Here is a 23,320-nt window from a genome sequence, read left to right as displayed (position 1 = left end):
AACAGCGTCTGAACTTCTCTGCTCCTGCCTCCATAGCCTCTGCTATTGTCTTGAACAGGATTATAAGATTTAAGGAAAAGCAGGATTCCATTACGCTATAGCAAAATCTTTATGATCATTTAATCTTTTAATCCTGTTCAAGACAATCCTGATTCAGACAAAAAAGCAAATATAACATCACACGCATCAGCGCCATCACGACCATCAACGGTCAAAATCACAAAAATCATTTAAATCACACCCATCAACGGTTCAGACATACAGTATCACCCCCAGCGACAGCACGGAAATTGTCACCCAAAGTGAAATGCCCAGCACCAGCGGCCGCCAGCCTACTGCCTTTACGCTTTCTGCAGACAAACCGGCTCCTACTAAAAACAGCGTAACTGTAAGACCAGCTTTAGACAGGCTAACGATGTGGTGGTTGAGCAAACCTGCCGCCGGAAAGAAACTATTGAGCAGCATCGCGCCTGCAAACAGCCCGATAAACCATGGAAAGCGGATGTTCCGGCCACTGGTTCCGAAGGCGAGCGACGACAGGAAAGCCACCGGCACAATCCAGAGCGCCCGGGCCAGTTTTACAGTCGTAGCTACGCGCAAGGCTTCTTCGCCGAAGGCACTGGCTGCGCCCACTACCGAGCTGGTGTCGTGGATGGCGATGGCGCTCCACACACCGAACTGGTGCTGCGTCAGGTCCAGCGCATGGCCGATAAAGGGGAACACCAGCAGCGCCACCGCATTCAGCAGGAACACCGTTCCCAGCGATACCGACATTTCCTTCTCGTTTACCTGCAGCACGGGCGCGAGCGCCGCAATGGCGCTTCCGCCACAGATGGCAGTGCCCGAGGCAATCAGGTGCGACAGCTTAGGGGTGAGGCGCAGCAGCCTGGCACCTAAGATACCCAGCGTAAGAGTTATCGTAACAGAGGCGATGGTTAGCCAGAAACCTTCCTTGCCTGTTTCCATGGTGCTTTGCAGGTTCATGCCGAACCCCAGCCCCACAACCGATGCCTTCAGCAGCCAGTTGGTTGCCTTATGGTTCAGGTGCCGGAACGGGTGGCCCAGGAAGTGTGCGAATGCAAAGCCCATGGCCAGCGCCAGGGGTGGCGTAACCAGGTTGGGGAGCACACATACCAGGAGCAGGGCCAGAAAGGCTGCTTTTTTCTGTGTTGCTGTACCAGTGTTGCTTTGTTGCATGGTACCAAGTTCCGGAATTACCCGGAGCCAGGCCAATCACAAAGCCTTATCCGTTATAACGCCAGGTTATAGTGGCTGCTGCAGAAACGCTTGAAAACAGCCGTAAGCCGCGAGGTTTGCCCATGCAGCGTAATGAACTGAAAGGTGCGGGAAATATCGATGCCCCGGATGTCGATGATGCTGAGTTTGTTGTGCCGCAGCTCCTCCTCTACCGCGTGTATCGAGAGGAAAGCGGCGCAGTCGGAGTAGAGCAGGTATTGCTTGATGCTCTCGGTGCTGTCGAGCTGCAGCTCAATGTGCAGGTCCTTGGGGTGGATATGGGCGCCGGAAAGGGCTTTGTAGATAACGTCCAGCGTGCCCGAGCCATGCTCGCGCAGGATGAGCGGGAGGGAGAGCAGCTGCTCTGGTTTTATCTCGTTCTTTTTGGCGAGCTTGCTGTTGGACCGGGTGACGAGCACAATCTCGTCTTTCACGAACGGTTCGTACATAATCTGCGGGTGGTGCGAAATGCCTTCCACCACGGCAATGTCAATTTTCTCCTGTATCAGCTGCTGTTCTACCTGCTCGCTGTTGCCGGTCACGAAGGTAAGGTGCACGCCGGGATGCGCCGTTTTGAACTGCGCCAGAATCTTCGGCAACACGTACTGCGCCAGCGTCGTGCTCGCCCCCACCTGCAGGTTGCCGCCCGTTGTATTCGTCAGCTGCGCCAGCTCATTCTCCAGCGCCGCATAAATCTGGAAAATCTTTTGGGCATGCTTCAGCACGACCTGCCCCGCCGGCGTTAACGAAATGCTGTTGCCATGCCGCCTGAACAAGCCAGCGCCCAATTGCTGCTCCAGTTCGTTGATGTGCTTGGTAACGGCCGGCTGTGAAATAAACAGTTCGTTGGCCGCTTTGGTAAAGCTCAGTTTCTGGGCAACGGTATAGAAGACTTTCAGGCGGAAGTCGAAGATCATAAGCGGTAGTGGCGGGTTTTCTGAAAGGAAAGTTACGGAGAAAAGCTGTAAAGGGGAAAGTGTGCAGGATGTAAAAGCATGTGATGTTGCAGGCTGTAACCGACTTTTGTGTATTTTCTTATTATGCAGTTGCTGATTTGGCAACAATAGCATTATATTTGTTGTACATACTAAAGCAGGAAGTAGAATGAATGTAATCAGTATTCGTGCCTTGCAACGGTTCTATGAAAAGCATGCTGGTGCTAAACAGGCGCTCCTGCTTTGGTACAAAACGGCGTCGAAAGCAACCTGGAAAGACATGAATGACCTGTGGATGGATTATCCTGCTGCAGATTTAGTAGGCGATAGCAGGGTAATCTTTAACATTAAAGGAAATCATTATAGGTTGGTGGCAAGGGTTAGCTTCAAGTATAAAAACGTATTGATTAAGTTTGTAGGTACCCATGCAGAATACGACAAAATAGATCCGGAAACAGTAGAAGCAGGACTTTAACAGCAGGAACGAAAAATGAAAATACAGAAATTAATAGAAACGGAGCAGGAATACGAAACAGCTATCAGAAGGATTGATGCCATTTTCGATGCACCTGAAGGCAGCAAAGAGGCTGACGAGTTGAAATTGTTAGTGTTGCTGGTAAAGAAATATGAAGAAGAGAATTACCCTATGCCGGAGCCTGACCCAATCGAGGCGATTTTGCTCAGGATGGAGGAATTAGGACTCGAACGAAAGGATTTGGAGCCTTTTATAGGTGACAAAACCATTGTCTCCAAAGTTCTTAATCGAAAGCGTGACTTAACTGTGAAAATGATCCGGAATCTACACCAGGGTTTAAGATTACCTGCCGAAGTACTTATTGCCCCTCCTGTGCATCGGTTGTAATTTCGGGAATGTAAAAAAACCTCTGCAGATGCTTCATCTACAGAGGTTTTTGTTGTACCAGGAGCGGGAATCGAACCCGCACGAGCTTGCGCTCACAAGATTTTAAGTCTTGCGTGTCTACCAGTTCCACCATCCCGGCAGCCATCCGGTATTGTTCCGGAGGATTTTGTTTAAAAAACAAAGACGTTGCTTGGCACAACGTCTTTATCTGTTTTTATCTGGAGCGGGAGACGAGGTTCGAACTCGCGACCTCGACCTTGGCAAGGTCGCGCTCTACCAACTGAGCTACTCCCGCTTATTGTCGCTGCTAAACCGCCTGAGTGATTTAGTGATGCAAATGTATCACACGAAATCTGAAATAGCAAGGGACAAGCCTGAAAAAAATTAGAGTTTTGCGCTTTTTGTTGATTTTCAGGCACAAATTTTTTCTGCTCCGGCAGCCACCATAGCCACTGCACCTCCCTGAACCCGACTTACCGCACCTTCTCCTTCTTCTTTTCCTGCAGCAGTAGCTTCAGCTCGTTCAGCTTGAGTAGCGCTTCTACCGGTGTCATGGTGTTGATGTCGAGTTTATCAAACGCCTCTTTTACGCGTTGCAGCTGCGGGTCGGGGAGCTCGAACATGTTAAGCTGGAAATTACCTTTCGGGATGGTTTGCAGCTGCTCGTGCTGTTCCGGGTGCGAAATCTTGTCCTGCTCCAGGTGGTGCATAATTTCGTTCGCCCGCAGCACCACGCTGTTCGGCATGCCCGCCATCTGCGCCACATGAATACCGAAACTGTGCTCGCTGCCGCCTTCCACCAGCTTGCGCATAAACAGAATCTTGCCACCCGCCTCACGCACCGATACATTGTAGTTCTTCACCCGAGGCAGGTCTTCGGCCAGCTGGTTGAGCTCGTGGTAGTGCGTCGCGAAAAGGGTTTTGCCCCGGAACTTGGGGTGGTTGTGCAGGTGCTCCACAATGGCCCAGGCAATGGAGATGCCGTCGTAGGTGCTGGTGCCGCGGCCAATCTCGTCCATCAGCACGAGGCTGCGGTCCGAGAGGTTGTTCAGGATGCTGGCTGTTTCGGTCATCTCCACCATAAACGTCGACTCGCCTTTCGATAAGTTATCCGAAGCGCCTACGCGGGTAAAAATCTTGTCGATGATGCCAACCGTAGCTGCTTCTGCCGGTACAAAACAACCTACCTGCGCCATGAGCACGATGAGCGCCGTCTGCCGCAGCAAGGCACTTTTACCGGCCATGTTCGGACCCGTGATGATGATAATCTGCTGTTCCTCGTTGTCGAGGTAAATATCGTTGGGCACGTAGGCTTCGCCCAGCGGCAGCTGCCGCTCGATAACCGGGTGACGGCCTTTTTTGATGTCCAGCACGTGCGAGTCGTTTACATCAGGCTTCACATAGTTTTGGGTGAGGGCGATGGAAGCGAAGGAGCTGAGGCAGTCAATCACGCCAATAACACGCGCATTCTGCTGTACCTGCGCCACAAAATCCAGGGCGTGCAGCACCAGGTCGTTGAACAGGCCGAACTCAATGCTGTAGATACGCTCTTCAGCGTTCAGGATTTTTTCCTCGTAGGTTTTCAGCTCTTCGGTAATGTAGCGCTCGGCATTCACCAGCGTCTGCTTGCGGATCCAGGAAGCTGGTACCTTGTCTTTGTGCGCGTGCGTTACCTCCAGGTAATAACCGAATACTTTGTTGTAGGCGATTTTGAGGGAGCTGATGCCCGTGTTCTTCACTTCGCGTTGCTGCAGCTGTGCCAGGTAATCTTTGCCCGAAAAAGCAATTTTACGCAGCTCGTCCAGCTCCTGGTCCACGCCATCGTTTATCATGTTGCCCTGGTTGGTGAGCATGGGCGCGTCGGGGCGGAGCACTTTCTTTATCTCTGCGCGCAGCCCGTCGCAAGGCGCCAGTTGGGCCGCCAGCTTCTGCAGCGCGGCAATATCGCTTAGGGCCAGGCTCTTTTGGATAGGCGCAATAGCATCGAGCGCAGCTGCCAGTTGGTTCAGCTCCCGCGGGTTCACACGGCGCACCGCCACCTTCGAAATCAGCCGCTCCAGGTCGGTAATCTGTTTCAGGTGGTGCACCAACTCCTGTAGCAATTCGCCAGACGTGGTGAGGGCTTCTACGGTGCTCAGGCGGCGGCGAATCTGGGCCACATCCTTTAGTGGCAGCACCACCCATTTCTTCAGCAGCCGCGCGCCCATCGGCGTTACCGTCTGGTCGAGCACCTGTATCAGCGGCACACCCTCCTGGTGCTGCGGGTAGAGCAGTTCGAGGTTTCGTACCGTAAAGCGGTCCAGCCACACATACTTGTCTTCTTCCAGGCGGGAGATGGTGGCAATGTGGCTGATTTCGGTGTGGTGCGTTTCGGAGAGGTAGTGCAGAATGGCGCCTGCCGAAATGATTGCTTCCTGCATCCCTTCTATGCCATACCCCTTCAGCGAGGTGGTGCCGAAGTGGCGCGTGAGCGATTCGTATGCGAAGTCGTATTTAAACACCCACTCGTCCAGCGCATAATAGCGGAAGTCGGGGCCGTAGTTCTCAAAGAAGGTCTCTTTTTCGCGTTTGCAGAACAGCACCTCCGCCGGGGCCAGGCTCTGCAGCAGTTTGCCGATGTAGTTGCGGTCGCCCTGTGCGGTAATGAATTCACCCGTCGAAATATCCAGGAACGACACCCCCGACTCCTGCCGCCCAAACGTCACAGCAGCCAGATAATTGTTGCTGCGGCGCTCCAGCACCTGGTCGTTAAAAGACACCCCCGGCGTTACGAGCTCCGTCACCCCCCGCTTCACAATACCCTTCACCGACTTCGGGTCTTCCAGCTGGTCGCAGATAGCCACACGCTCCCCCGCCCGCACGAGCTTGGGCAGGTACGTATCCAGGGAGTGGTGCGGGAAACCGGCCAGGGCCGTTTCGGAAGCAGAACCGTTGCCGCGCTTGGTCAGCACGATGTCGAGTATCTTGCTGGCCTTGATGGCATCTTCGCCGAAAGTTTCGTAAAAATCCCCTACCCTGAAAAGCAGCAGCGCCCCCGGGTGCTTCGCCTTAATGGCGTTGTACTGTTTCATCAGTGGGGTTACTGTGCCTTTATCTGCTCCTTTCATGTGCTGCTTGTTGTGTATGTTTATTTGCAGGCCTGTGAATTGCCTCGCATATTTTATTATGCTCCTGTCTGTATTCTTTCTGCTCTTCCGGACATCTTCTGTCCGGACGTTTTCTGTAGGGGACATCCGTGTCCCCGTTCAATAAGCGCGGACATGGATGTCCGCAGCAGGTTTGGTTCCGGACAAAGATGTCCGGAACAGCTAAAGCTTATTGCCTTTCCGCCCCTTCCTGTTCCTGCGTATTCGGTTATGATTTCTGCCGGATCTGCCTCACCTTTGCAACCGGAAAGGCTGCCGTAGCATAAAAACCTAGCAGGAGCAGTATTCGTGCTGCCTCCTCTGCTGCAGAAAATGGCCTCTCCGGAAACAAAAAGAAAATACTGTGCGCAAACTATCCATGGACGACCTGAACCGCGATTCGGTTGAGGACTTCAAAAATAAGAAAAAATTACCGTTAGTCTTGGTGCTCGACAATGTGCGGAGCCTGAATAATGTCGGTTCGGTGTTCCGGACGGCCGATGCCTTTATGGTAGAAAAGGTTTACCTCTGCGGCATCACCGGCACCCCACCCCACCGCGATATCGAGAAAACAGCTTTAGGAGCCACCGAGTCGGTGGAATGGGAGCATGTGCCCGACACCCTCACGCTCGTAAAAGAGCTGCAGGCGCAGGGAGTAAAAATCGTGTCGGTGGAGCAGGCCGAGAACAGCACGATGTTAAACCAGTTTCAGCCGGAGCCGGGGCAGCACTACGCCTTTGTGCTCGGCAACGAGGTGTTCGGCGTGGAGCAGGACGTGGTGAGCCTGTCGGATGTGGTGCTGGAAATTCCGCAGTTCGGCACCAAACACTCGCTCAACATATCGGTAGCGACGGGCGTGGTGGTCTGGGATTTTCTGAGCAAAACGGTTGCGAGTTAGAAAGTTAGAGAGTTTGAGAGTTTAGGAGTTTGAGAGGTAGAAAGGTAGGAGTTTTGTAGGGGTTGAAAATCTTCAACCCTTTCACGAACCACAAACAAACCCAAACAATCCTGCTATTCCTTAAATCTTCTTCCTCCTGTTCAAACAAATCCAATCCTGAAAATTCTAAAATTCTGTAAATCCTGATTCAGATAAATATTCGTGCACGATAAAAATCAGGTAAATCAGAAAAATCACCGTAAATCAAAGGTTCAGACAAGCAGCAGAGGCTGTGGTCGCAGGTGCAGCAGATAATTTTGGTGCGGCTTTTGGCTGTTTATAGGAATTTCGGTATATTATTTCCTTAACCGCAACAACGGACGGGCGCTGCCGTTATTTTTTTTAAGGCTTGCTATGTATGCGCATGCAAAATGCCGTATATGCCTGAACTAAACCTGTGTCTGTAGCTGCAGACCGCTCTATTTAACTTGTGTAAGCCAACCCGCTCATGAATACTCCGGAGTATACGCCGCAATATGTGCTGCTGAATGAACTTTACATCGATACCGTTGTCATCGACGATACCGAGTACCTGACCCTCTGGTGCTTCACCATGCTGGATGAAGAGTATAAGTTCATTTACCTGGGCTGCGACTTCACGCAGTTTAACCAGATTCTGATTGGCGCCGGCGAGAAGGGAAAAGAAATGGCGCTCCATGTGGCCGATATCCTGAACAGCGACTATGAAATACCTACCGTTATTCCTATCAAAGAGCAGTTTGATGAATACCTGGAACTGCTGAGCTACGACATTGTGGTGTACGAACCGATGGCCCTGGAAGATGAGGAGGAAGAGGACGAAGAGGATGAAGACGAAGAGGAAGAACCGGATGACGAGGACGAGCTGTTTATAAACCAGCCGGATTCCGGTTCCAAAAAATACCTGATCTACCAGCTCGACAAATTATATCCTTCCAAAGTATTTGAGCCGGAGCAGATGCTGCACGAGGAGTTTGTGGAACTGCTGGAGGACGATTCGCTGGAGCTGGCACAGCTGTATTACGATTACCTGAACGCCATCGAGAACGGATATCCGGAGCAGGAGGCGCGGCAGTTGGCCGGGCTGGAGAAAGAGCTGTTCTTCCGGGTGGCACGTAAGTCGGCGGAGCTGTGGAAATAATTTGAAAAAAGATAGCGGAGCACCAGCTGGTTTTTTCAGCCGGTGCTCCGCTTCAGTTATTGCGCACAAACCTATCGCACAATCAGTTTCTGTGTAGCCGTGTACTTGCTGGTGCTTATCTGGAAGAAATAAATCCCTCCCGTTAGATCCGCTACCGGAATGGCAAGTTCATGATCGTCAGGCTTCAGGTTGCGGAAGGCATGTGGTTGGCCTACTTTCTTGCCTGTAATATCAAAAATCTGGATATTAACATCAGATGCAGTTGGCAGACTGAAGCGTACGAGCGCCTGGCGGCTGCCGTTTAAGGGGTTCGGGTAAATAGAGGTGCTGGCCGGGGTAACGGCGTCTGGTGTAACCGCTAAAACAGTGGCGGAAGGTAGCGCCTTTTGCGCCGGCGAATAAGCTCCAGTATTATCCCAGATAACCCAATCGAACAGGGCGCCGGTGGTGGGGTCGCTGTTACCGTCTCCGAACCGGAAGTAGTTATTTGTTCTGGTATCTGCGGCAATCGTGGCCGTAGCAATCGGTGTTGGGTTTTCATCTAAGTAAAAGCTGGCGTTGCTTGCAGTTTTGGTGAAGCGGTAGGTGTGCCACTGCATCGGATCGAAGCCGGCGCCCAGGCTGAAAGACTCACTGTTTCCTCTTATAGTGTAAGTGCCATTTGAATAAATAATAAAACCACCGCGGGTGCCGGCAAAGTCCAGGTCCATTTCAAATACCCTGTCGACTCCCGGCAGACCCTTTGCCTTGACCACAACGGTAGCTGCGGTAGGGGCGGCAGGTGGGTCCGGGAAATTCCGGCGCCACAGGAACTGGACGTGGTTTGGAGCGCCCATAATTTTAAAGCTCAGCACCTTATTGCCCGGCATGTCCGGATTTTCGATGATAGACTGTTCTGCTGGAACAATGGCAGGCAGTTCGGCTGATGCGGCTGGGTTTACACTGGAAAGGACGAAGGCCGGCGTGGATTCATTGGGCATGACATCGCCTGTGTAAACATTCCATGGCTCATTTTGTGCAAGAACCTGGCCGGCACTTAGAAGCAGGGCACAGCCCAGGGCCACTTTCAGCAAGGGCTGGCAGAAGTGGCAAATGCTTTTTGTGTAAAAAGAATTCTGCATAGCTATTAGTATTATAAAGGTGAAAAAAGATATAATTACAAATACTGAAGCTGCCTTACCGGGCGTTTGGCGATTGCCCGCCTCTCATCAGTAATTATAAAAAGGAAGCTGTTGAAGTTTGCCTGGAATACGATGAATCTGATACTGCATTTGCCTTGCTGCCTGTTAACATATGACTTGCGAAAGGGAATAACAACATCTGGAGTTGTTTACGTGCAATTATTTTTTTTGGCTGTCTCTTTTTTCTGCCTGATTAAAAAAAATTAAAACCGGCGCGATGAGGCTGAAGTTGCCGGAGAAAAAGGCTGGAAGTTAAACCGGGTTGTGGCCTAACCTGATTTAGGAATCAGAAAGTGTAACTCTTTCCTACTACTGATAAATTGCCATCCCAGGCCGGCGTTACGTAAGCGGGCATGGGTTTTTTTACAAGCTGCCCCGGGATGCCAATGCTCTGGTCGTAAAGGAACAGGCGCAGGCGGTTGTTCTGCTGTAGCCTTACTTCCAGGCTTACCTCTTTGTGCTGCGGTAGCCCGTTCAACCGGAAAAAGTAATTGGGAGCGCCTGTTTCCTGAAGCGGTTGTAGCAACAGTTCCTCCCCGTTTACTTTTACCTTCAGTTCATTTTCGTTTTGTGGCTGCAGTACCACCTCCAGGTGGGCCGCCTGGCGTGGCGAGTGAAGTTTTATTTCCAGGAACCGATCGCCTGCCGCGATAGAATCCTTTTGCAGGGTAGCCACAGGGGTTTCAAGCGCTACAGGTGTTGCGTTGTTTTTGAGGTACATGCGTGCCGCTATCGGGTATACCTCCGACAGCCTTCCAGTTTCAGGGTTTGGGAAGAATTGCTTGTTCCAGGCATCGGTGCGCGGGCGGGCAGAGGCCCAGAAAGCCTGGCCGGTATCGGTGTTCAGGTAGTACGAAACATAGCTTTGCAGGGGCGTTTCCGGGCCTGGTGTTTCTGCAGCAATTGCGCGGGCTACTTGTATGCCTCCAGCCAGCAGCAGGAACAGGGGCAGCAGCGGTACGAGGCGCCAGCTAAAGCTGCGTTCCATAATGTGCAGCAAGGGCAGGAACAGGAACAGCAGCAGCACGAACAGCACCACCATCGGCAACGGGAACTGCAGGGAGAATACGATAAACAGCAGGCGCACGATAGGCATCAGCATGAACAGGGCAGGCAGGCCGGCTCCAAGTAAAAGCAGTGCAAAAAGCCAGCTTACATCCCGCCTGTGCTGGTTCAGCAGGAATACCAGCAGGGTGCCTGCCAGGCAGAACAGCAGCGGGAAAAGGAGCAGGTAAACGCCAGCAGGCATCAGGAAGAAGAGGCCCAGCATCAGGCAGCTCCAGAGCAGGTAAGCACCCAGCACCAGCGAAAAGAGGCGCACCCGGCGCAAGGCCAGCCAACTCAGCAGCAGCACCAGGCCGAGTGCCAGGAGCAGGTAAGCTACTACAAAGTTATCGGGATGGTAAACGCTGCTGCGGGTATATGGCAACTGGCTTACTACAAAGTTGTTCAGCAGGTAAAAAAGCCCGGCAGCTGCTGCCACCATAACCACTGCCAGCAACAAACCGGTAAGCACCTGCTGCAGCGTAAGCGCCTGCCGGCGCAGCCCCACCTGGTACGTGACCAGCAGCAGCAATACGGTGAGCGCCACCCACAGCAGGTTAAGCCACGCCGGGTACTGTACCAGCCAGCTGCCTGCCGGGTTGAAAAACACTTTGTCCTGGGCCTTGGTATTGTCGAGGGGGATGCTGCCGAAGTGGCGGGCCAGCGCCAGCATGTTGCTGCCATGGTGTTGCAGGCTGTTCTTGTCCAGGTTTTCGGGGGTGTCGGTTATTTTGTGGTAGTGCACGTACCCGTCGATGAAGGCGGAGTTTACGCCGGTGTAGCCGGCATCTTTAAAAACAGTAAAGTCGGTGTCGTTGGGCATCTGGCGGTATACCTCGTACATGAGCGAACTGGCAAAGGGATAGGGAGCTGCCTGCGCAAACTGCTCTATCACCCATCCGTTTTCCGGGCTCATCTCGAAGGTCATGCTGGGGCCGCTGTTGCCGCGGGCTTCTACGTTTACCACCACGCCCACATCTTTAGCCCAAGGGTGGCGCAGGAAAGCTTTCGCACCATACAGGCCATACTCTTCGCCATCCGTCATCAGGAAAATGACATCGTGCTGGAGCGGCTCGCCCACCCGCAGGGCGCGGGCTGTTTCTAGCAAAGCGGCTATGCCTGCCCCGTCGTCGCCGGCTCCGGGAGTGTTTGCCTGCGAGTCGTAATGTGCTACCAGCAGCACGGCTTTGCCGCGGGTGCGTCCCTCCATGCGGCCCATCAGGTTGTACACATAGCCCAGGTTGGCTGTTCCGCCCGCCTGGTTGGCCACGGTGGCTTCCTGTACTTCTGTCTGCAGGTCGAGCTGTTGTAACTGGCGAAGCAGGTAGTTCCGCACCCGGGCATGCGCTGCCGTGCCCATGGGGTGGGGCTGCCGCGCGACATGGCGCACGTGTTCCATGGCCCTTTCCGCCGAAAATTCATGCAAGGGCGCATCGGCAGGAAGCGCTTCGGGGGCACGCACTACGTAGCTGCTTAACCAGGAAAGGCCGGTTAAGGCGATCAGCAGAAAAACGGCAATCAGGCTATTCCGAAACGACATAGAGCTGGTGTACAACAACTGCTATAGTAATACTCTAATATATGAATTTGGTTGAATTACAATACCATGTTGTCGTACCAAAAATGCAAAAGTGGCCCCACCAGCAACAGGCGGGGCCACTTTTAATGACTTGTTCCGGGAGCTGTTACAGCGTGCCGGGTTCTTTTACTTCGTTCTGGCGCAGGTGCACCGGTGTGGTGCGCTTGCGGAGCTTCATGTTCAGCAGCTCTACCATCAGCGAGAAGAACATGGCGAAGTAGATATAGCCTTTCGGGATGTGCATGTGGATAGCCTCCACCATGAGCATAAACCCGATCAGGATCAGGAACGAGAGGGCCAGCATCTTAACCGTCGGGTGTTCGTTTACGAAGTCGCTCACCATTTTGGCAAAAATCAGCATGATGCCCATGGCCAGAATAACTGCCACAATCATCACCTCCACGTGCTGCGCCAGTCCTACCGCTGTCAGGATGGAGTCGAACGAGAACACGATATCGATGAGGATAATCTGGACGATGATTTTAGAAAGGGTGCCGTGTTTTGCAGCGCCTCCGTGTCCTTCTTCCTCTCCTTCCAGCTTGTTATGAATTTCGGTGGTGCTTTTAGCCAGCAGGAATAAGCCGCCGGCAAACAGGATAATGTCGCGCCACGAAACAGGAAAATCATTTTCTACAAAAGGCACATCGATGGTGAACAGTGGCGTGTTGGCATTTACAATCCAGGAGATGCCCAGCAACAGCATGATCCGGAACACCAGGGCGAGTGTGAGCCCGATGGTGCGCCCGCGGCCTTGTTCTGCCTGTGGCAGACGGCCTACCACAATCGAGATAAAAACGATGTTATCAATACCGAGCACCACCTCCATAAAAGTAAGCGTCAGCAAGCTGATCCAGGTGTCGGGATTCGCAAATATTTCCATTGATTTTAGTTATCGGTTATATGTAACAGGAGCAGCGGGTATGGTGGCTGCTGCAGATAGGTTTTTCGTTTGCAATTTTTTGTCTTGAACAGGATTAAGAAGATTTATGGATGATCAGGATTTTTTGTCTGAATCAGGATTTACAGAATTTTAGAATTTCCAGGATTAGGTTTGTCTGAACAGGATGAAGAAGATTTAAAGAACTGCAGGATTGTTATTTAGGTTTGCTTGTGGTTCGTGAAAGGGTTGAAGATTTTCAACCCCTACCAAAGTCACTACCTCTCTACCTCTCTACCTCCTAAACTCCCAAACTCTCTAACTCCCAAACTTTCTAACTTTTCATGTTGACATACTGCAGGGGCATGCCGATCTCTTCGGTATTGGCGCGCAGCAGGGCGATAACGGCCTGCAGGTCGTCTATTTTTTTGCCGGTTACCCGGATCTGCTCGTCCATGATGGCAGCCGATACTTTCAGTTTGCTGTCTTTTATCAGCTTCATGATCTTTTTGGATGTTTCTTTATCGATGCCTGCTTTTACCTTGATCTCTTTCTTTACCATAGCGCCCGACTGGTAGTGCTCTTTCGAAAAGTCGAGTGCGGTGGCGTCGAGGCCCTGTTTTACCATTTTGCCAATCAGTACATCCTCCGTATGCTGCAGGCGCATCTCGTTTTCCATGGCAATGTGTACTTCGCTGGATTTTTTGTCGTACTCCAGCGAACCTTTGGTATCGCGGAAGTCGTAACGGTTCATGATTTCTTTGCGGGCCGTGTTTACGGCGTTATCCATGGTTTGCGGATCAACCTTGCTTACGATGTCGAAAGATGCCATAGTTTTTTATGCTTGTACTTGATTTCAGAAATTGAATTACACGTTTAAACGCGGACAAAGTTATTTTAATTGGCTTAATTGTTAAATGGTTGATGCGTTAATTTGTTCGGTAGCCTGCCTGAGAAGCAAAGCAGCGTTATTTGTGAGTCTAAGATGGAGGAGCAGAGGCTATGGTGGCTGCTGCAGCAAAACGCCCAAAGCCATGAAAGCCCGTATTCAACCCATTTAACCACTTAGTTGATGAAGATAGTAGAACCCGCTACACCCGAAGCCCTGGAAGCATATTACCGCCTGCGCTACGACACGCTGCGCCGCCCCTGGAACCAGCCCGAAGGCAGCGAACGTGCCGACGACGATGCTTCTGCCATTCATGCCCTGCTGCTGGACGATGCCGGTGAACCCGCCGGTGTTTGCCGGCTGCACCTGAACACGCCCCAGGAGGGACAGCTGCGGTTTATGGGCATTCGGGAAGATTTGCAGGGCCAGGGACTGGGAAACCTGCTGGTCGAGTACCTGGAGAACCGGGCGCGGGAGCTTGGCGCTACTACCATGACACTGCAGGCCCGGGATTATGCCGTTAACTTTTACCGCCGGAACAATTACGAGGTGGTAGAAAAATCGTACCTGCTCTGGGGGAGTATTCAGCATTACAAGATGGCAAAACAGTTGTAGCTTATGGTGAACGTAAAAAGAATTTTTTTCATGGGCATCACTGCTGTGCTGATAGCAATTGCAGTAAGCAGTTGCGGGAATCATCCTCCTTTAGAGACGGTGCCTGCTGTAGACCTGAAACGCTATGCGGGCAGGTGGTATGAAATCGCGTCTATCCCGCAGCGGTTCTCGAGAGGCTGCCACTGCACAACTGCCGAGTACAAACTGAATTCCGAAGGCTATGTGGAGGTATACAATGCCTGCCGCAAAAACAGCTCCACAGGCGAGGTGAGCGATGTTTCCGGAAAGGCTTTTCCGGTGGAGGGCAGCAACAACAGTAAACTGAAGGTGCAGTTTTTCTGGCCCTTTAAAGGCGATTACTGGATTCTGGAACTGGCCGACGACTACAGTCATGTGCTGGTAGGCTCGCCCGACCGCGGGAGCCTCTGGGTCTTGTCGCGCACACCTGCTATGGACGAAGCTACCTATCAGCAACTGGTGGAGCAGGCCCGGAAGAAAGGTTTTCCCGTTGCCAAACTGGAGCTGATGGACCAGAGCTGCTACTGAGGTTTAACAGTTGCTAGTACGACCGCCACAAACCCGAAGTATCGGTTGCTGCATCCGTGTCCGGCGTAGCTTCCTGCGGCATATTTTCCCGTTTGGCATCTGCCCGCATGTTAAACTGGCTGATGTTGACCGCCATCGATGCGATGCCTAAAAACAGCATAAACAGGTAGGGCCCCAGCAGGTTGCGGAACAGGAAGTGGCGGTGGGGTATGGGCAGCCTTCCCCGCTTAGGCAGGTAAATGCCCAGAAATACAAGGGTAATCAGGAACAGCGGCAGCGATATGAAAAACATCAGTTTCCAGCCAACCCAGCTCTGGTAACGGAACATAAGCGCCAGAAAACCCATCACCAGCGATAAGCTGCAGAAGGCGCCCATAAGCGCCAGCCACAAATTGGCAATCACATAAAAGAACGACAGGACGATCTGCAGCATAAAAAGCAGCGAGAGCAGCGAGGCCGCAAAAATAAAAACAAAGCCTCCGCCCGTAACCGCAAAATACTTCATCACCAGGCCCGCTACCAGTAATCCCATTCCTATATACAGCAGCCTGGTAAAGTCGTGAATAAAAGAAGAAATATGATGGCTCACCTTCTCGGTCAGGGGCCTTACATCGGTGTTGTGGTGGGCTGGCTCGTGCATTACTTTCTTTTTTCTTGTATTGATTTGACTGCAGGTCTCAGGAAACTGCGGGGCGCAAGCCGTGCCGAGAGGGCGGTTAATTTATTCTTCAGTCCCGGTACTACCACTACGTCACCGGCCATCAGTCCTTCGTAGCCAGCACGGGCTACACTTGCGGCGTCTGCCATAAAGGGCATGCTGAATAAGCCGGAACCTTCCAGGTTAGCGCGCTCCTTAAATTCGGTTTCGGTGGCGCCGGGGCAGAGCACGGTAACTGTTATGTTGGTGTTTCGCTGCTCCTCTGCCAGCGCCTCCGAAAAAGAAAGCACATAAGCCTTGGAAGCATAATACACCGACATGAGCGGCCCGGGCACGAAGGCTGCCGTAGAAGCGATGTTCAGAATTTTTCCGGGCCTGCCGTTGGGCAACTGGTCCAGGAAGCGTTTGGTGAGGTGCGTTAAGGCCACGATGTTCACCTGCATCATGTCCAGTTCCTTGCGCAGGCTGGTGTCGCGGAAGTAGCCGTAGTTGCCGAAGCCTGCATTGTTCACCAGCACATCCACGGTTATTCCTGCCTGCTTCAGCGCGTCAAAAATATGGTCGGGTGCCTCATGCTTTGCCAGGTCCTGTGGCAGTACCAGCGTGTACACTTTGTACTTCACTGCAAACTTGAGGGCCAGGCGCTGCAGCTTGTCTTCGGAGCGTGCCACCAGTACCAGGTCGTGGCCGTTTTGTGCGAAGAGGGTGGCCAGTTCGAGCCCAATGCCAGCCGAAGCGCCGGTTATAAGTGCCGTGTATTTCATGTTGTGGTCTTCCTGTTGGGTTTAATGGATAAACGTGTTGCAGGGAGTTAGGGTTAGCAGGAGCTGACCGGCTGCAGGTCTTTCCTTTTAACTGGCGGGCATAACAACTGCTATCGGTGCCTGCACAGTGTTTCCTGCCTGCCCAAATCGACCCCGTTCGTATTGTTTTTCAGCCTTTCTGCCTGAATTTAGCAGCTGTTCATCTAAAAACTGACCAGCCGGTAATTACTTTTGCTACATTTGCGCCCTGTTTAAGCCACCACACTACTATACTATAAAACTATGATAATGAGACAGAAAACGTTGTTTTTCTGCCTGCTGACCATGCTCCTGGCAGGCATATCCCATGTTGCAGCTGCACAGCAGCTGACCCAGACCATCAGGGGCCGCATTGTAGACAGAGAATCGCAGCTGCCTTTACCTGGTGCCACCGTTGCCATTGTAACCGTTAGCCCGCAGATGGGCACCGCCACCGACCAGGATGGTAACTTCCGGCTCGATAAAGTGCCGGTTGGCCGCCACACCCTCCGCATCCGTTTTATGGGTTACGAAGACCAGGTGCTTCCGGAACTGCTGCTGGGCTCGGGGAAGGAGCTTGTTCTGAATGTTGGCCTGAGCGAATCGTATAACAAACTGCAGGAAGTCGTGATCAGCGCCGACAAGCAGGCGAAAGGCAATCCCTTAAACGACATGGCCACGCTCAGCGCCAGGTCTATATCGGTAGAAGAAACCAAACGCTATGCGGCCAGTATAAACGACCCTGCCCGGGCAGCGCTGAATTATGCCGGTGTGAGCGCCAGTTCGGATATGAGCAACGAGATTGTGGTGCGGGGCAACTCGCCGCGTGGCGTGCTCTGGCGCATAGAAGGTGTGGAAGTGCCCAATCCCAGTCACTTTGCCCAGGAAGGAGCGGCAGGTGGCGCCGTGAGTATCCTGAGCGTGAACATGCTCGATAATTCCGATTTTTACACCGGCGCTTTCCCGGCAGAGTATGGCAATGCACTTTCCGGTATATTCGACATCCGCCTCCGGAACGGGAACAACGAGAAGCGGGAATATGCTTTTCAGGCGGGCGTGCTCGGCGTAGATTTTGCTGCCGAAGGTCCTTTTAAAGCCGGTTCCAAAGCTTCTTTCCTGGTCAACTACCGCTATTCTACCCTGGCGATGCTCAACAAGATAGGTGTAAAAATAGCCGGCGATGCTGCACCCGATTTCCAGGACCTGGCCTATAAAATCCGTATTCCCACGAAAAAGGCTGGTGTGTTTTCGATCTGGGGCACAGGCGGCCTGAGCAGGCAGAATGCGTTGGCAGAGCGCGACCCGCAGAAATGGGTAAACTACTACGACCAGTTCGACGATGTTTTCTCGGCTAACATGGGCGCGACAGGCATTTCGCACATGCTTTTCCTGGGCCGGGAAGATTACCTGGAAACCTCGCTTACCTTTTCCGGTAACCGCAACAGCATCGCCTTCGACTCCATTTCTGCGGACCTGGAATCGTTCCCGGTCTACCACCAGCGCATGCAGTACGATGCCGTGCGGCTTTCTACGGTGTATAACCGCAAACTCAGCAACCGCCACACCACGCGCACCGGCGTCATCCTGAGCCGCCTCGGTTACGATGCCTGGGCCGAAGGGCAGAACCAAAACAAAGACTTTATATATGCGCGGCTCCTGGAGCAGCGTGGCAACACCTATATGGTGCAGGGCTACAGCCAGTGGAAGTACAGGCTGTCGGAAACGCTGACGCTGAACTCGGGTTTGCATGCGCAATATTTTGGCTTGAATGGAAACGCCAGCCTGGAGCCGCGCCTGGGCCTGAAATGGCAGCTTGCGCCAGGCAAATCGCTGAGTACAGGGGCCGGTTTGCACAGCCGCCACGAAGCGCTTTCTACGTACTTTACCGAGCAGCGCCAGAACAGTGATACGCCGGTGCTGCCCAACCGGAACCTCGGCTTTACCCGGGCTGCACATTATGTACTGGCTTACGACCAGCTGCTGCGCGAAGACCTGCGCCTGAAAGTGGAGACGTATTACCAGCAGCTGTACAATGTTCCGGTTGGCTCCGGCGAAAACCGCGGCTTCTCCAGCCTGAACCACACCGACGGCTTTACCACCGACAGCCTGGTAAACGAGGGCAAAGGCCGCAACTATGGTGTGGAACTGACGCTCGAGAAATTTTTCACCAACAACTTCTACTACCTCTTCACCGGCTCGCTTTACAATTCGAAATACACGGCCGGCGACGGGATAGAACGTGATACCCGCTTTAACGGAAACTACATTGCCAACTTCCTGGCAGGCAAAGAATTCAAAGTGGGAAAATCCGGGAAAAACCTGATTGGTACGAACATTAAGCTGCTCTGGGCCGGGGGCAACCGGTATACACCAATAAATGCGGAGCAGTCGCGGGAGAGAGGGTTTGCGGTGTACCGGCAGGACCAGCTGTTCGGAGAGCAGGCTGATGCTTATTTCAGAACGGACCTGCGCATCAGTTACCGCAAAAACAACCCCAAAGCATCTTACATCCTGTCGCTGGACCTGCAGAATGCGACAAACCGCTTGAACGTGTATTCCCAGTACTACGACCGTACCACCCGCGAAGTGAAAACACGCTACCAAAGCGGGCTGGTGCCGATACTGAATTACCGCATCGAGTTCTAATATCAAAAAAAGAAGCAGCTGTTCCTGGTGGTGCAGCTGCTTCTTTTTTGGGATTCTGTTATTCATCTACCGTTTGCCACCGTATGCAGCAGCAGAGGCTGTGGTGGCAGGTGCAGCAGATCCGGAGAAGGCAATGAAAGGAGGTACAGGTTGGTGGTTTAGGAGTTGCCGGCAAGCATTTTACAGCTGCTGTGCCGTCCACCACTCCCTCTGCTGCTGAGCTGGAACCGTTTTTTACGCCAGGCGCAGTCTTTTCAGTACTTCCTCGTCTTCGGTGGTGTGTACAATTGCTTTCTGCAACGTGAAGTAAAAGGTGCTTCCCTGGCCTTCCTCACTTTCCACACCAATCCTGCCGTTCATGCTCTCGATAAACTCTTTGCAGAGCATCAGGCCAAGACCGGTTCCTTTTTCGCTGGAAGTGCCGATGGTGGTAAAGCGTTCGTCGGTAAACAAGCGTGACAGGTTTTCTTCTGATATGCCTTTTCCATTGTCGCGCACCGCTATGGTTACCGCATCGCCCAGTTCTTTTGCCGTTACAGTTATCTCGCCGCCTTCGAAGGTGAATTTTAAGGCATTCATGATCAGGTTGCGCAGCACAAAGTTTACTCTTTCCTTATCGGCAAGCACGAAAACGCCGGCATCTACCAGGTTTGTTACCTGTATGTTTTTGTGATTGGCCTGCAGGCAGGCCAGTTCTATATTTTCCTGCGTAAGGCGCTGCATGTTAACCGGCTGGTATTTAATGGCTGAACCCTCCAGCTGTGCTTTCGACCACACGAGCAGGTTGTTGAGCATGTTCAGCGTTACGTCCAGGTCTTTGCTTAGCAGGCCAAACAGGTATTTAATGCCCGTTTCAGACATCGGCTTGTTCTGCACCAGGTTCAGCACCCCTTTTACGGAAGCGAACGGGCTGCGGAGGTCATGCGAAATAATCGAGAAGATTTTGTTTTTGAAGTTGTTATGCCGTGCCAGTTGCTCGTTCTGCTGCTGAAAAGCGACTGATTGCTGTTCCAGTTCCTCGCTCTGCATTTGTATCTTGTAGTTGCGGGCATGCAATTGCTGGCGTGCATCCCGTAGTTCGCGGTTTGCTGCATTCAGGCGCCTTCTGAACACAAAGAACACCAGCAGCAGGGTAGTTAAAGCAAAAGCAGAGAGAATGGCCAGGGTGTAGGCCAGCAGTTTCTGTTCTGTCTCCAGTGCCTTTTTCTCGTTCAGGGCCTGTTGCTTTACCTTTTCCAGCTCTTTTTTTTCGGCATTATAGGCCGCAGCCAGGGCCGCCAGTTTTGCTTCTTCAAGCTCTTTACTTATTTTCTGTTCCTGGTCTGCGCGAATGGCCTGGTATTTATAAGCCAGCCTGAAGTCATTCATGTCAACATAAATATCCTCTAACAACCGGGCGGAAGCTGCTATTTCTGCGCCTGCCTCTGCCTGTTTTGCCAGTTGCAAGGCTTTTTGCCCATACTGCACGGCCTTCTCCTGGTCAAGGGTAAGGTACTGGCCGCTTAACAGGCAATAGATAGCTGCCCTGGCAGAGTCTGTAGTAGCCCTGCTTAGCTCGTTTACAAGTGTAGGTACTTGCTTCTGCTGAGCCCTAAGGGTGCCGGTCTGGAAAATAAGTAGTAGTAGTAGCAGGAGTAGGTATGTTCTCATATTGCAAGCCGGGTGTTATGAATATAAGCAGAGAATATGTGGTCGTGTCGGGTAAATGTCAATTTCGATATAAATATGATTAAATTTTATGAACAATAAATATTTTGCTCCTAAAATATTTAAAAAAAAATAGGTTTAACGCAATTTCGACTGAAGTGCCGCCAAATAAGCAGGTGTAGCTGTGACTATGCTTATTATTTGTTGTAATAATTAGTAGGTACGTAGGCAGCCAACAAACAGGTTATAGAGGAGGAGATTTATTTTTTTATTTTTTTATATATGAATCTTTATATATAAAACCGGTGCTGGAAAACAAAAGAAAAATAGCAAACCCGGAAGAGGCTGCAGCCTTTTCTGCAGCACAAATGTTGCGCAGGTGTCAACCGGAAAGTGTCTGATATTTTACCAGCTGTGCGTATATGTGTAACTTGCCGCCGTACCTGCGGGTAGCGGAGCACCATGCGGAAGCTGCCTGCGTTCATCTTTCTATGATTCGATACCTACGACATGAGCAGATAAATAAAACCCGCTGGGACGCCTGTGTGGATGCTTCGGCTGAAAAACATTTCTATGGCCTTTCGTGGTACCTGGATGTGGTGTCGCCGGGATGGGAGGGCGTGGTGGAGGAAACACAGGGGCAGTACCTGGCGGTGATGCCGGTGCCGGTGGTGCGAAAACTCACCTTACGGCTGGTGCGGCAGCCCTTCTTCTGCCAGCAACTCGGCATTTATGCTGCAGCAGGAGGACTGGATGCGGCAAAGCTACAGGCGCTTACAGCTGTTGTTAAGCAGCGCTTTCGGTTAATACTTGACTACAGCTTTAACACTGAAAATGCTGCGCTGCTGCAGCCGTTAACAGACGTACTGCAGCTCCGGGAATACTACACGCACTACCTGCCCCTGCAGCAGCCGTATAAGGCCATTGCGCAAAACTACACCCGCGACCGCAAAATGAACCTGAAGCGGGCACAGCGGGCAAACCTGCATATTGTTGAAAGTGACAACATAGAGCCGCTCATTTCTTTTTTCCAGGAAAACATAGAGCAGAAGATCTACGGCGGTGTTTCGGATACTACTTATGAGCTGCTGCGCGAACTAACGCAGGTGCTGCAACAGAAAGGGCTGGCAAAGCTGCTCTATGCCGCTACCGCAGACGGTACCCTGACAGCAGGAGCCCTGTTTGTGACCTACGGAAAATATATTGTGTACCTGTTCAACGCCGCGGATGCAACAGGCCGTAAAGCCAACGGGCGTACGCTGCTGCTCGACGAAATAATCAGGCGGCATGCTGGTTCCAACCTTATCCTGGATTTTGAAAGTCCCTCGCGCTCGAGTATCGTGCATTTTTATGCCAGCTTTGGGGCTGTGCCTGCTCCTTACCATGTGCTGCACCAGGACAAACTGCTTTTGCCTGTCCGGTGGCTGCGCCAGCTGCGCATGGCTGCCTACCGGAAGCTGCTTCGCCAGGCGCCCCAGCCCGATTAGCGCCCGCACGGCTGTTTTATTTTGCTGCACCTGCCACCACAGCCACTGCTGTTCTTTTAGGGAAGCTGGCATAGGTTTTGGCCTCACTCCTCTTTGTGGCAGCAACCCAGGAACGCGGACTGGTACAGTTGTGGCGGCAGGGTTGCTTCGCCTTCTTCCCGTAGCGGGTGTGTGCCTTTTTCGTATTCCTTTTCCTCCATCTTCAGCTGCTGGCGCTCTTCCTCCGAAATGTCGCCGGCCAGGTTATTCAGGTCGGGTTGCCCGGCATCTACCCAGGCGGTGTACCAGAAACTGGCTACTGTCTGCACGGCCAGCCGCATCTGGCGCTCTACCTGTCCGTTGAGTTTTTTGTGGTAAGCTTCCGAAAAAGCACGGGAGTATACCCGGGTGGTGATGTTGTTCCGGATTTCAAAGCTGTATTTCTTTTCTTCGTCAAACTCCTTTGTCAGTTCCCGTTCAAAAGTAAGCACCGAGTCCAGCGCCAGGTGAGCGCTGGTAACGAGGTCCCAGGCTTTGAGCTGTGGCTGTTCGATGTACTGTGCCGGCCCTACAAAAAAGTCGTAGTTGTCGGAAAGCAGCTCGGGCAGGCGCGATTCCCAGAAGCCATGGATGCCCCGCTGCCCCGTCAGCTGCCCGTTGTAGTTGTGGGTGGTGTGCAGCGGTACGCAGGCATCGGCAATGTAATGCCCTAAGTCTGCCGAGAGGCGCAGGATACGGTCGGTGTTTCGCTCCCGGAAAGCCTGCGTGAGCTGGTACTTCACCTGGTTGATATGCCAGGGCACAATGCCATGCGCCAGCAGCGAATCTTCGGAATAGCGCGCCACCGCCTGCTGCCAGTAACGCGGCATTTTATAGATGGCACTGTCGCCATACACGTCGATGTCGATGTAGTGGCGGGGTGCTTCGCCTTGTACGGCATAGCGGCGGCGGTCGGGGTTAACGGCGTTTTCGGTGATGTAGCGGATGTGCTTTTTGTAGAACCCCACCATTTCGGGCGGCAGCGTGAAAACCGCCAGCCGGTTGATGCGCTGGTGGGCAAAGAACCCCCAGCTGTTCCCCGGAACAGGAAGCAACAGCAGAAGGAGGAAAGATAGGATGCGAAGTTTGCCGGTCATACCAGCCTTATACGCGGTTGCTTCGGGCAGGTGCTAAGG

General features: G+C 52.5%; 19 protein-coding genes and 2 tRNA genes. 8 read left to right on the top strand and 13 right to left on the bottom strand.

What is annotated here, in order from left to right:
* Window positions 1–252 precede the first annotated feature (252 nt).
* Window positions 253–1,197, bottom strand: a complete 945-nt coding sequence (locus DCW36_RS03850) for a YeiH family protein (RefSeq protein WP_114782908.1) — start codon at window positions 1,195–1,197, stop codon at window positions 253–255.
* A 53-nt stretch (window positions 1,198–1,250) separates the two neighbouring features.
* Window positions 1,251–2,153 (bottom strand): LysR substrate-binding domain-containing protein, encoded by a 903-nt coding sequence (locus DCW36_RS03845; RefSeq protein WP_205702867.1) that lies wholly within the window; start codon window positions 2,151–2,153, stop codon window positions 1,251–1,253.
* A gap of 187 nt (window positions 2,154–2,340) precedes the next feature.
* Here DCW36_RS03845 and DCW36_RS03840 point away from each other — a divergent pair, with 187 nt between their 5' ends.
* Together DCW36_RS03840 and DCW36_RS03835 are read left to right on the top strand one after the other, a co-directional pair.
* A complete protein-coding gene (locus DCW36_RS03840) occupies window positions 2,341–2,646 on the top strand; it encodes a type II toxin-antitoxin system HigB family toxin (RefSeq protein ID WP_114782879.1) in 306 nt (101 codons plus the stop codon).
* Between the two features lie 15 nt (window positions 2,647–2,661).
* Window positions 2,662–3,033, top strand: a complete 372-nt coding sequence (locus tag DCW36_RS03835) for a helix-turn-helix domain-containing protein (protein ID WP_114782878.1) — start codon at window positions 2,662–2,664, stop codon at window positions 3,031–3,033.
* A gap of 55 nt (window positions 3,034–3,088) precedes the next feature.
* Here the strand turns inward: DCW36_RS03835 and DCW36_RS03830 are convergent.
* From DCW36_RS03830 to mutS, 3 genes are all read right to left on the bottom strand, one after another.
* Window positions 3,089–3,172: transfer RNA gene (locus DCW36_RS03830), tRNA-Leu, on the bottom strand.
* An 80-nt stretch (window positions 3,173–3,252) separates the two neighbouring features.
* A tRNA-Gly gene (locus tag DCW36_RS03825) sits at window positions 3,253–3,328 on the bottom strand.
* A gap of 178 nt (window positions 3,329–3,506) precedes the next feature.
* The gene (mutS, locus tag DCW36_RS03820) at window positions 3,507–6,140 is read right to left on the bottom strand and encodes a DNA mismatch repair protein MutS (protein ID WP_114782877.1); all 2,634 of its coding nucleotides are present in this window, start codon (window positions 6,138–6,140) and stop codon (window positions 3,507–3,509) included.
* Window positions 6,141–6,537: 397 nt separating this feature from the next.
* Between mutS and DCW36_RS03815 the strand changes: the two genes are divergently transcribed.
* Together DCW36_RS03815 and DCW36_RS03810 are read left to right on the top strand one after the other, a co-directional pair.
* Entirely contained in the window at window positions 6,538–7,056 is a 519-nt protein-coding gene (locus DCW36_RS03815) for an RNA methyltransferase (RefSeq protein WP_114782876.1), read from the top strand.
* Between the two features lie 487 nt (window positions 7,057–7,543).
* Window positions 7,544–8,215 carry a hypothetical protein gene (locus DCW36_RS03810; RefSeq protein ID WP_114782875.1) on the top strand — a complete coding sequence of 224 codons (672 nt, stop codon included), beginning with the start codon at window positions 7,544–7,546 and terminating at the stop codon, window positions 8,213–8,215.
* A 71-nt stretch (window positions 8,216–8,286) separates the two neighbouring features.
* On the opposite strand, the gene DCW36_RS03805 is transcribed toward DCW36_RS03810, so the two are convergent.
* The 4 genes from DCW36_RS03805 to DCW36_RS03790 all read right to left on the bottom strand — a co-directional run bounded on the left by DCW36_RS03805 (window position 8,287) and on the right by DCW36_RS03790 (window position 13,728).
* Window positions 8,287–9,336, bottom strand: a complete 1,050-nt coding sequence (locus DCW36_RS03805; RefSeq protein WP_114782874.1) for a T9SS type A sorting domain-containing protein — start codon at window positions 9,334–9,336, stop codon at window positions 8,287–8,289.
* A gap of 346 nt (window positions 9,337–9,682) precedes the next feature.
* A complete protein-coding gene (locus DCW36_RS03800; RefSeq protein WP_114782873.1) occupies window positions 9,683–11,980 on the bottom strand; it encodes a M28 family peptidase in 2,298 nt (765 codons plus the stop codon).
* Between the two features lie 145 nt (window positions 11,981–12,125).
* Entirely contained in the window at window positions 12,126–12,899 is a 774-nt protein-coding gene (locus DCW36_RS03795) for a TerC family protein (protein ID WP_114782872.1), read from the bottom strand.
* A 331-nt stretch (window positions 12,900–13,230) separates the two neighbouring features.
* A complete protein-coding gene (locus DCW36_RS03790) occupies window positions 13,231–13,728 on the bottom strand; it encodes a YajQ family cyclic di-GMP-binding protein (protein ID WP_114782871.1) in 498 nt (165 codons plus the stop codon).
* 240 nt (window positions 13,729–13,968) lie between these two features.
* Between DCW36_RS03790 and DCW36_RS03785 the strand changes: the two genes are divergently transcribed.
* Window positions 13,969–14,400, top strand: a complete 432-nt coding sequence (locus DCW36_RS03785; RefSeq protein ID WP_114782870.1) for a GNAT family N-acetyltransferase — start codon at window positions 13,969–13,971, stop codon at window positions 14,398–14,400.
* A 30-nt stretch (window positions 14,401–14,430) separates the two neighbouring features.
* Entirely contained in the window at window positions 14,431–14,946 is a 516-nt protein-coding gene (locus DCW36_RS03780) for a lipocalin family protein (RefSeq protein WP_240676041.1), read from the top strand.
* Between the two features lie 13 nt (window positions 14,947–14,959).
* Here the strand turns inward: DCW36_RS03780 and DCW36_RS03775 are convergent, their stop codons facing one another.
* The gene (locus DCW36_RS03775; RefSeq protein WP_114782868.1) at window positions 14,960–15,586 is read right to left on the bottom strand and encodes a hypothetical protein; all 627 of its coding nucleotides are present in this window, start codon (window positions 15,584–15,586) and stop codon (window positions 14,960–14,962) included.
* Window positions 15,586–16,368, bottom strand: coding sequence for an SDR family NAD(P)-dependent oxidoreductase (locus tag DCW36_RS03770; protein WP_114782867.1), 783 nt, complete (start codon window positions 16,366–16,368; stop codon window positions 15,586–15,588). The genes DCW36_RS03775 and DCW36_RS03770 overlap by 1 nt, the downstream gene beginning before the upstream one ends.
* A gap of 288 nt (window positions 16,369–16,656) precedes the next feature.
* Here DCW36_RS03770 and DCW36_RS03765 point away from each other — a divergent pair, with 288 nt between their 5' ends.
* Entirely contained in the window at window positions 16,657–19,032 is a 2,376-nt protein-coding gene (locus DCW36_RS03765) for a TonB-dependent receptor (protein WP_240676040.1), read from the top strand.
* Window positions 19,033–19,266: 234 nt separating this feature from the next.
* On the opposite strand, the gene DCW36_RS03760 is transcribed toward DCW36_RS03765, so the two are convergent.
* Entirely contained in the window at window positions 19,267–20,682 is a 1,416-nt protein-coding gene (locus DCW36_RS03760) for a sensor histidine kinase (RefSeq protein ID WP_114782866.1), read from the bottom strand.
* A gap of 488 nt (window positions 20,683–21,170) precedes the next feature.
* Here DCW36_RS03760 and DCW36_RS03755 point away from each other — a divergent pair, with 488 nt between their 5' ends.
* Entirely contained in the window at window positions 21,171–22,166 is a 996-nt protein-coding gene (locus tag DCW36_RS03755) for a GNAT family N-acetyltransferase (protein ID WP_164891019.1), read from the top strand.
* A gap of 83 nt (window positions 22,167–22,249) precedes the next feature.
* Here the strand turns inward: DCW36_RS03755 and DCW36_RS03750 are convergent, their stop codons facing one another.
* Complete coding sequence (locus DCW36_RS03750) at window positions 22,250–23,281, bottom strand: zinc dependent phospholipase C family protein (protein WP_114782864.1); 1,032 nt, start codon at window positions 23,279–23,281, stop codon at window positions 22,250–22,252.
* Between the last annotated feature and the right edge of the window lie 39 nt (window positions 23,282–23,320).

Source organism: Botryobacter ruber (genome assembly GCF_003347595.2).
Taxonomy (GTDB): domain Bacteria; phylum Bacteroidota; class Bacteroidia; order Cytophagales; family Hymenobacteraceae; genus Pontibacter; species Pontibacter ruber_A.
Note: the sequence above shows the minus strand (reverse complement) of the source record. Positions and strands in the feature narration are given on the sequence as shown.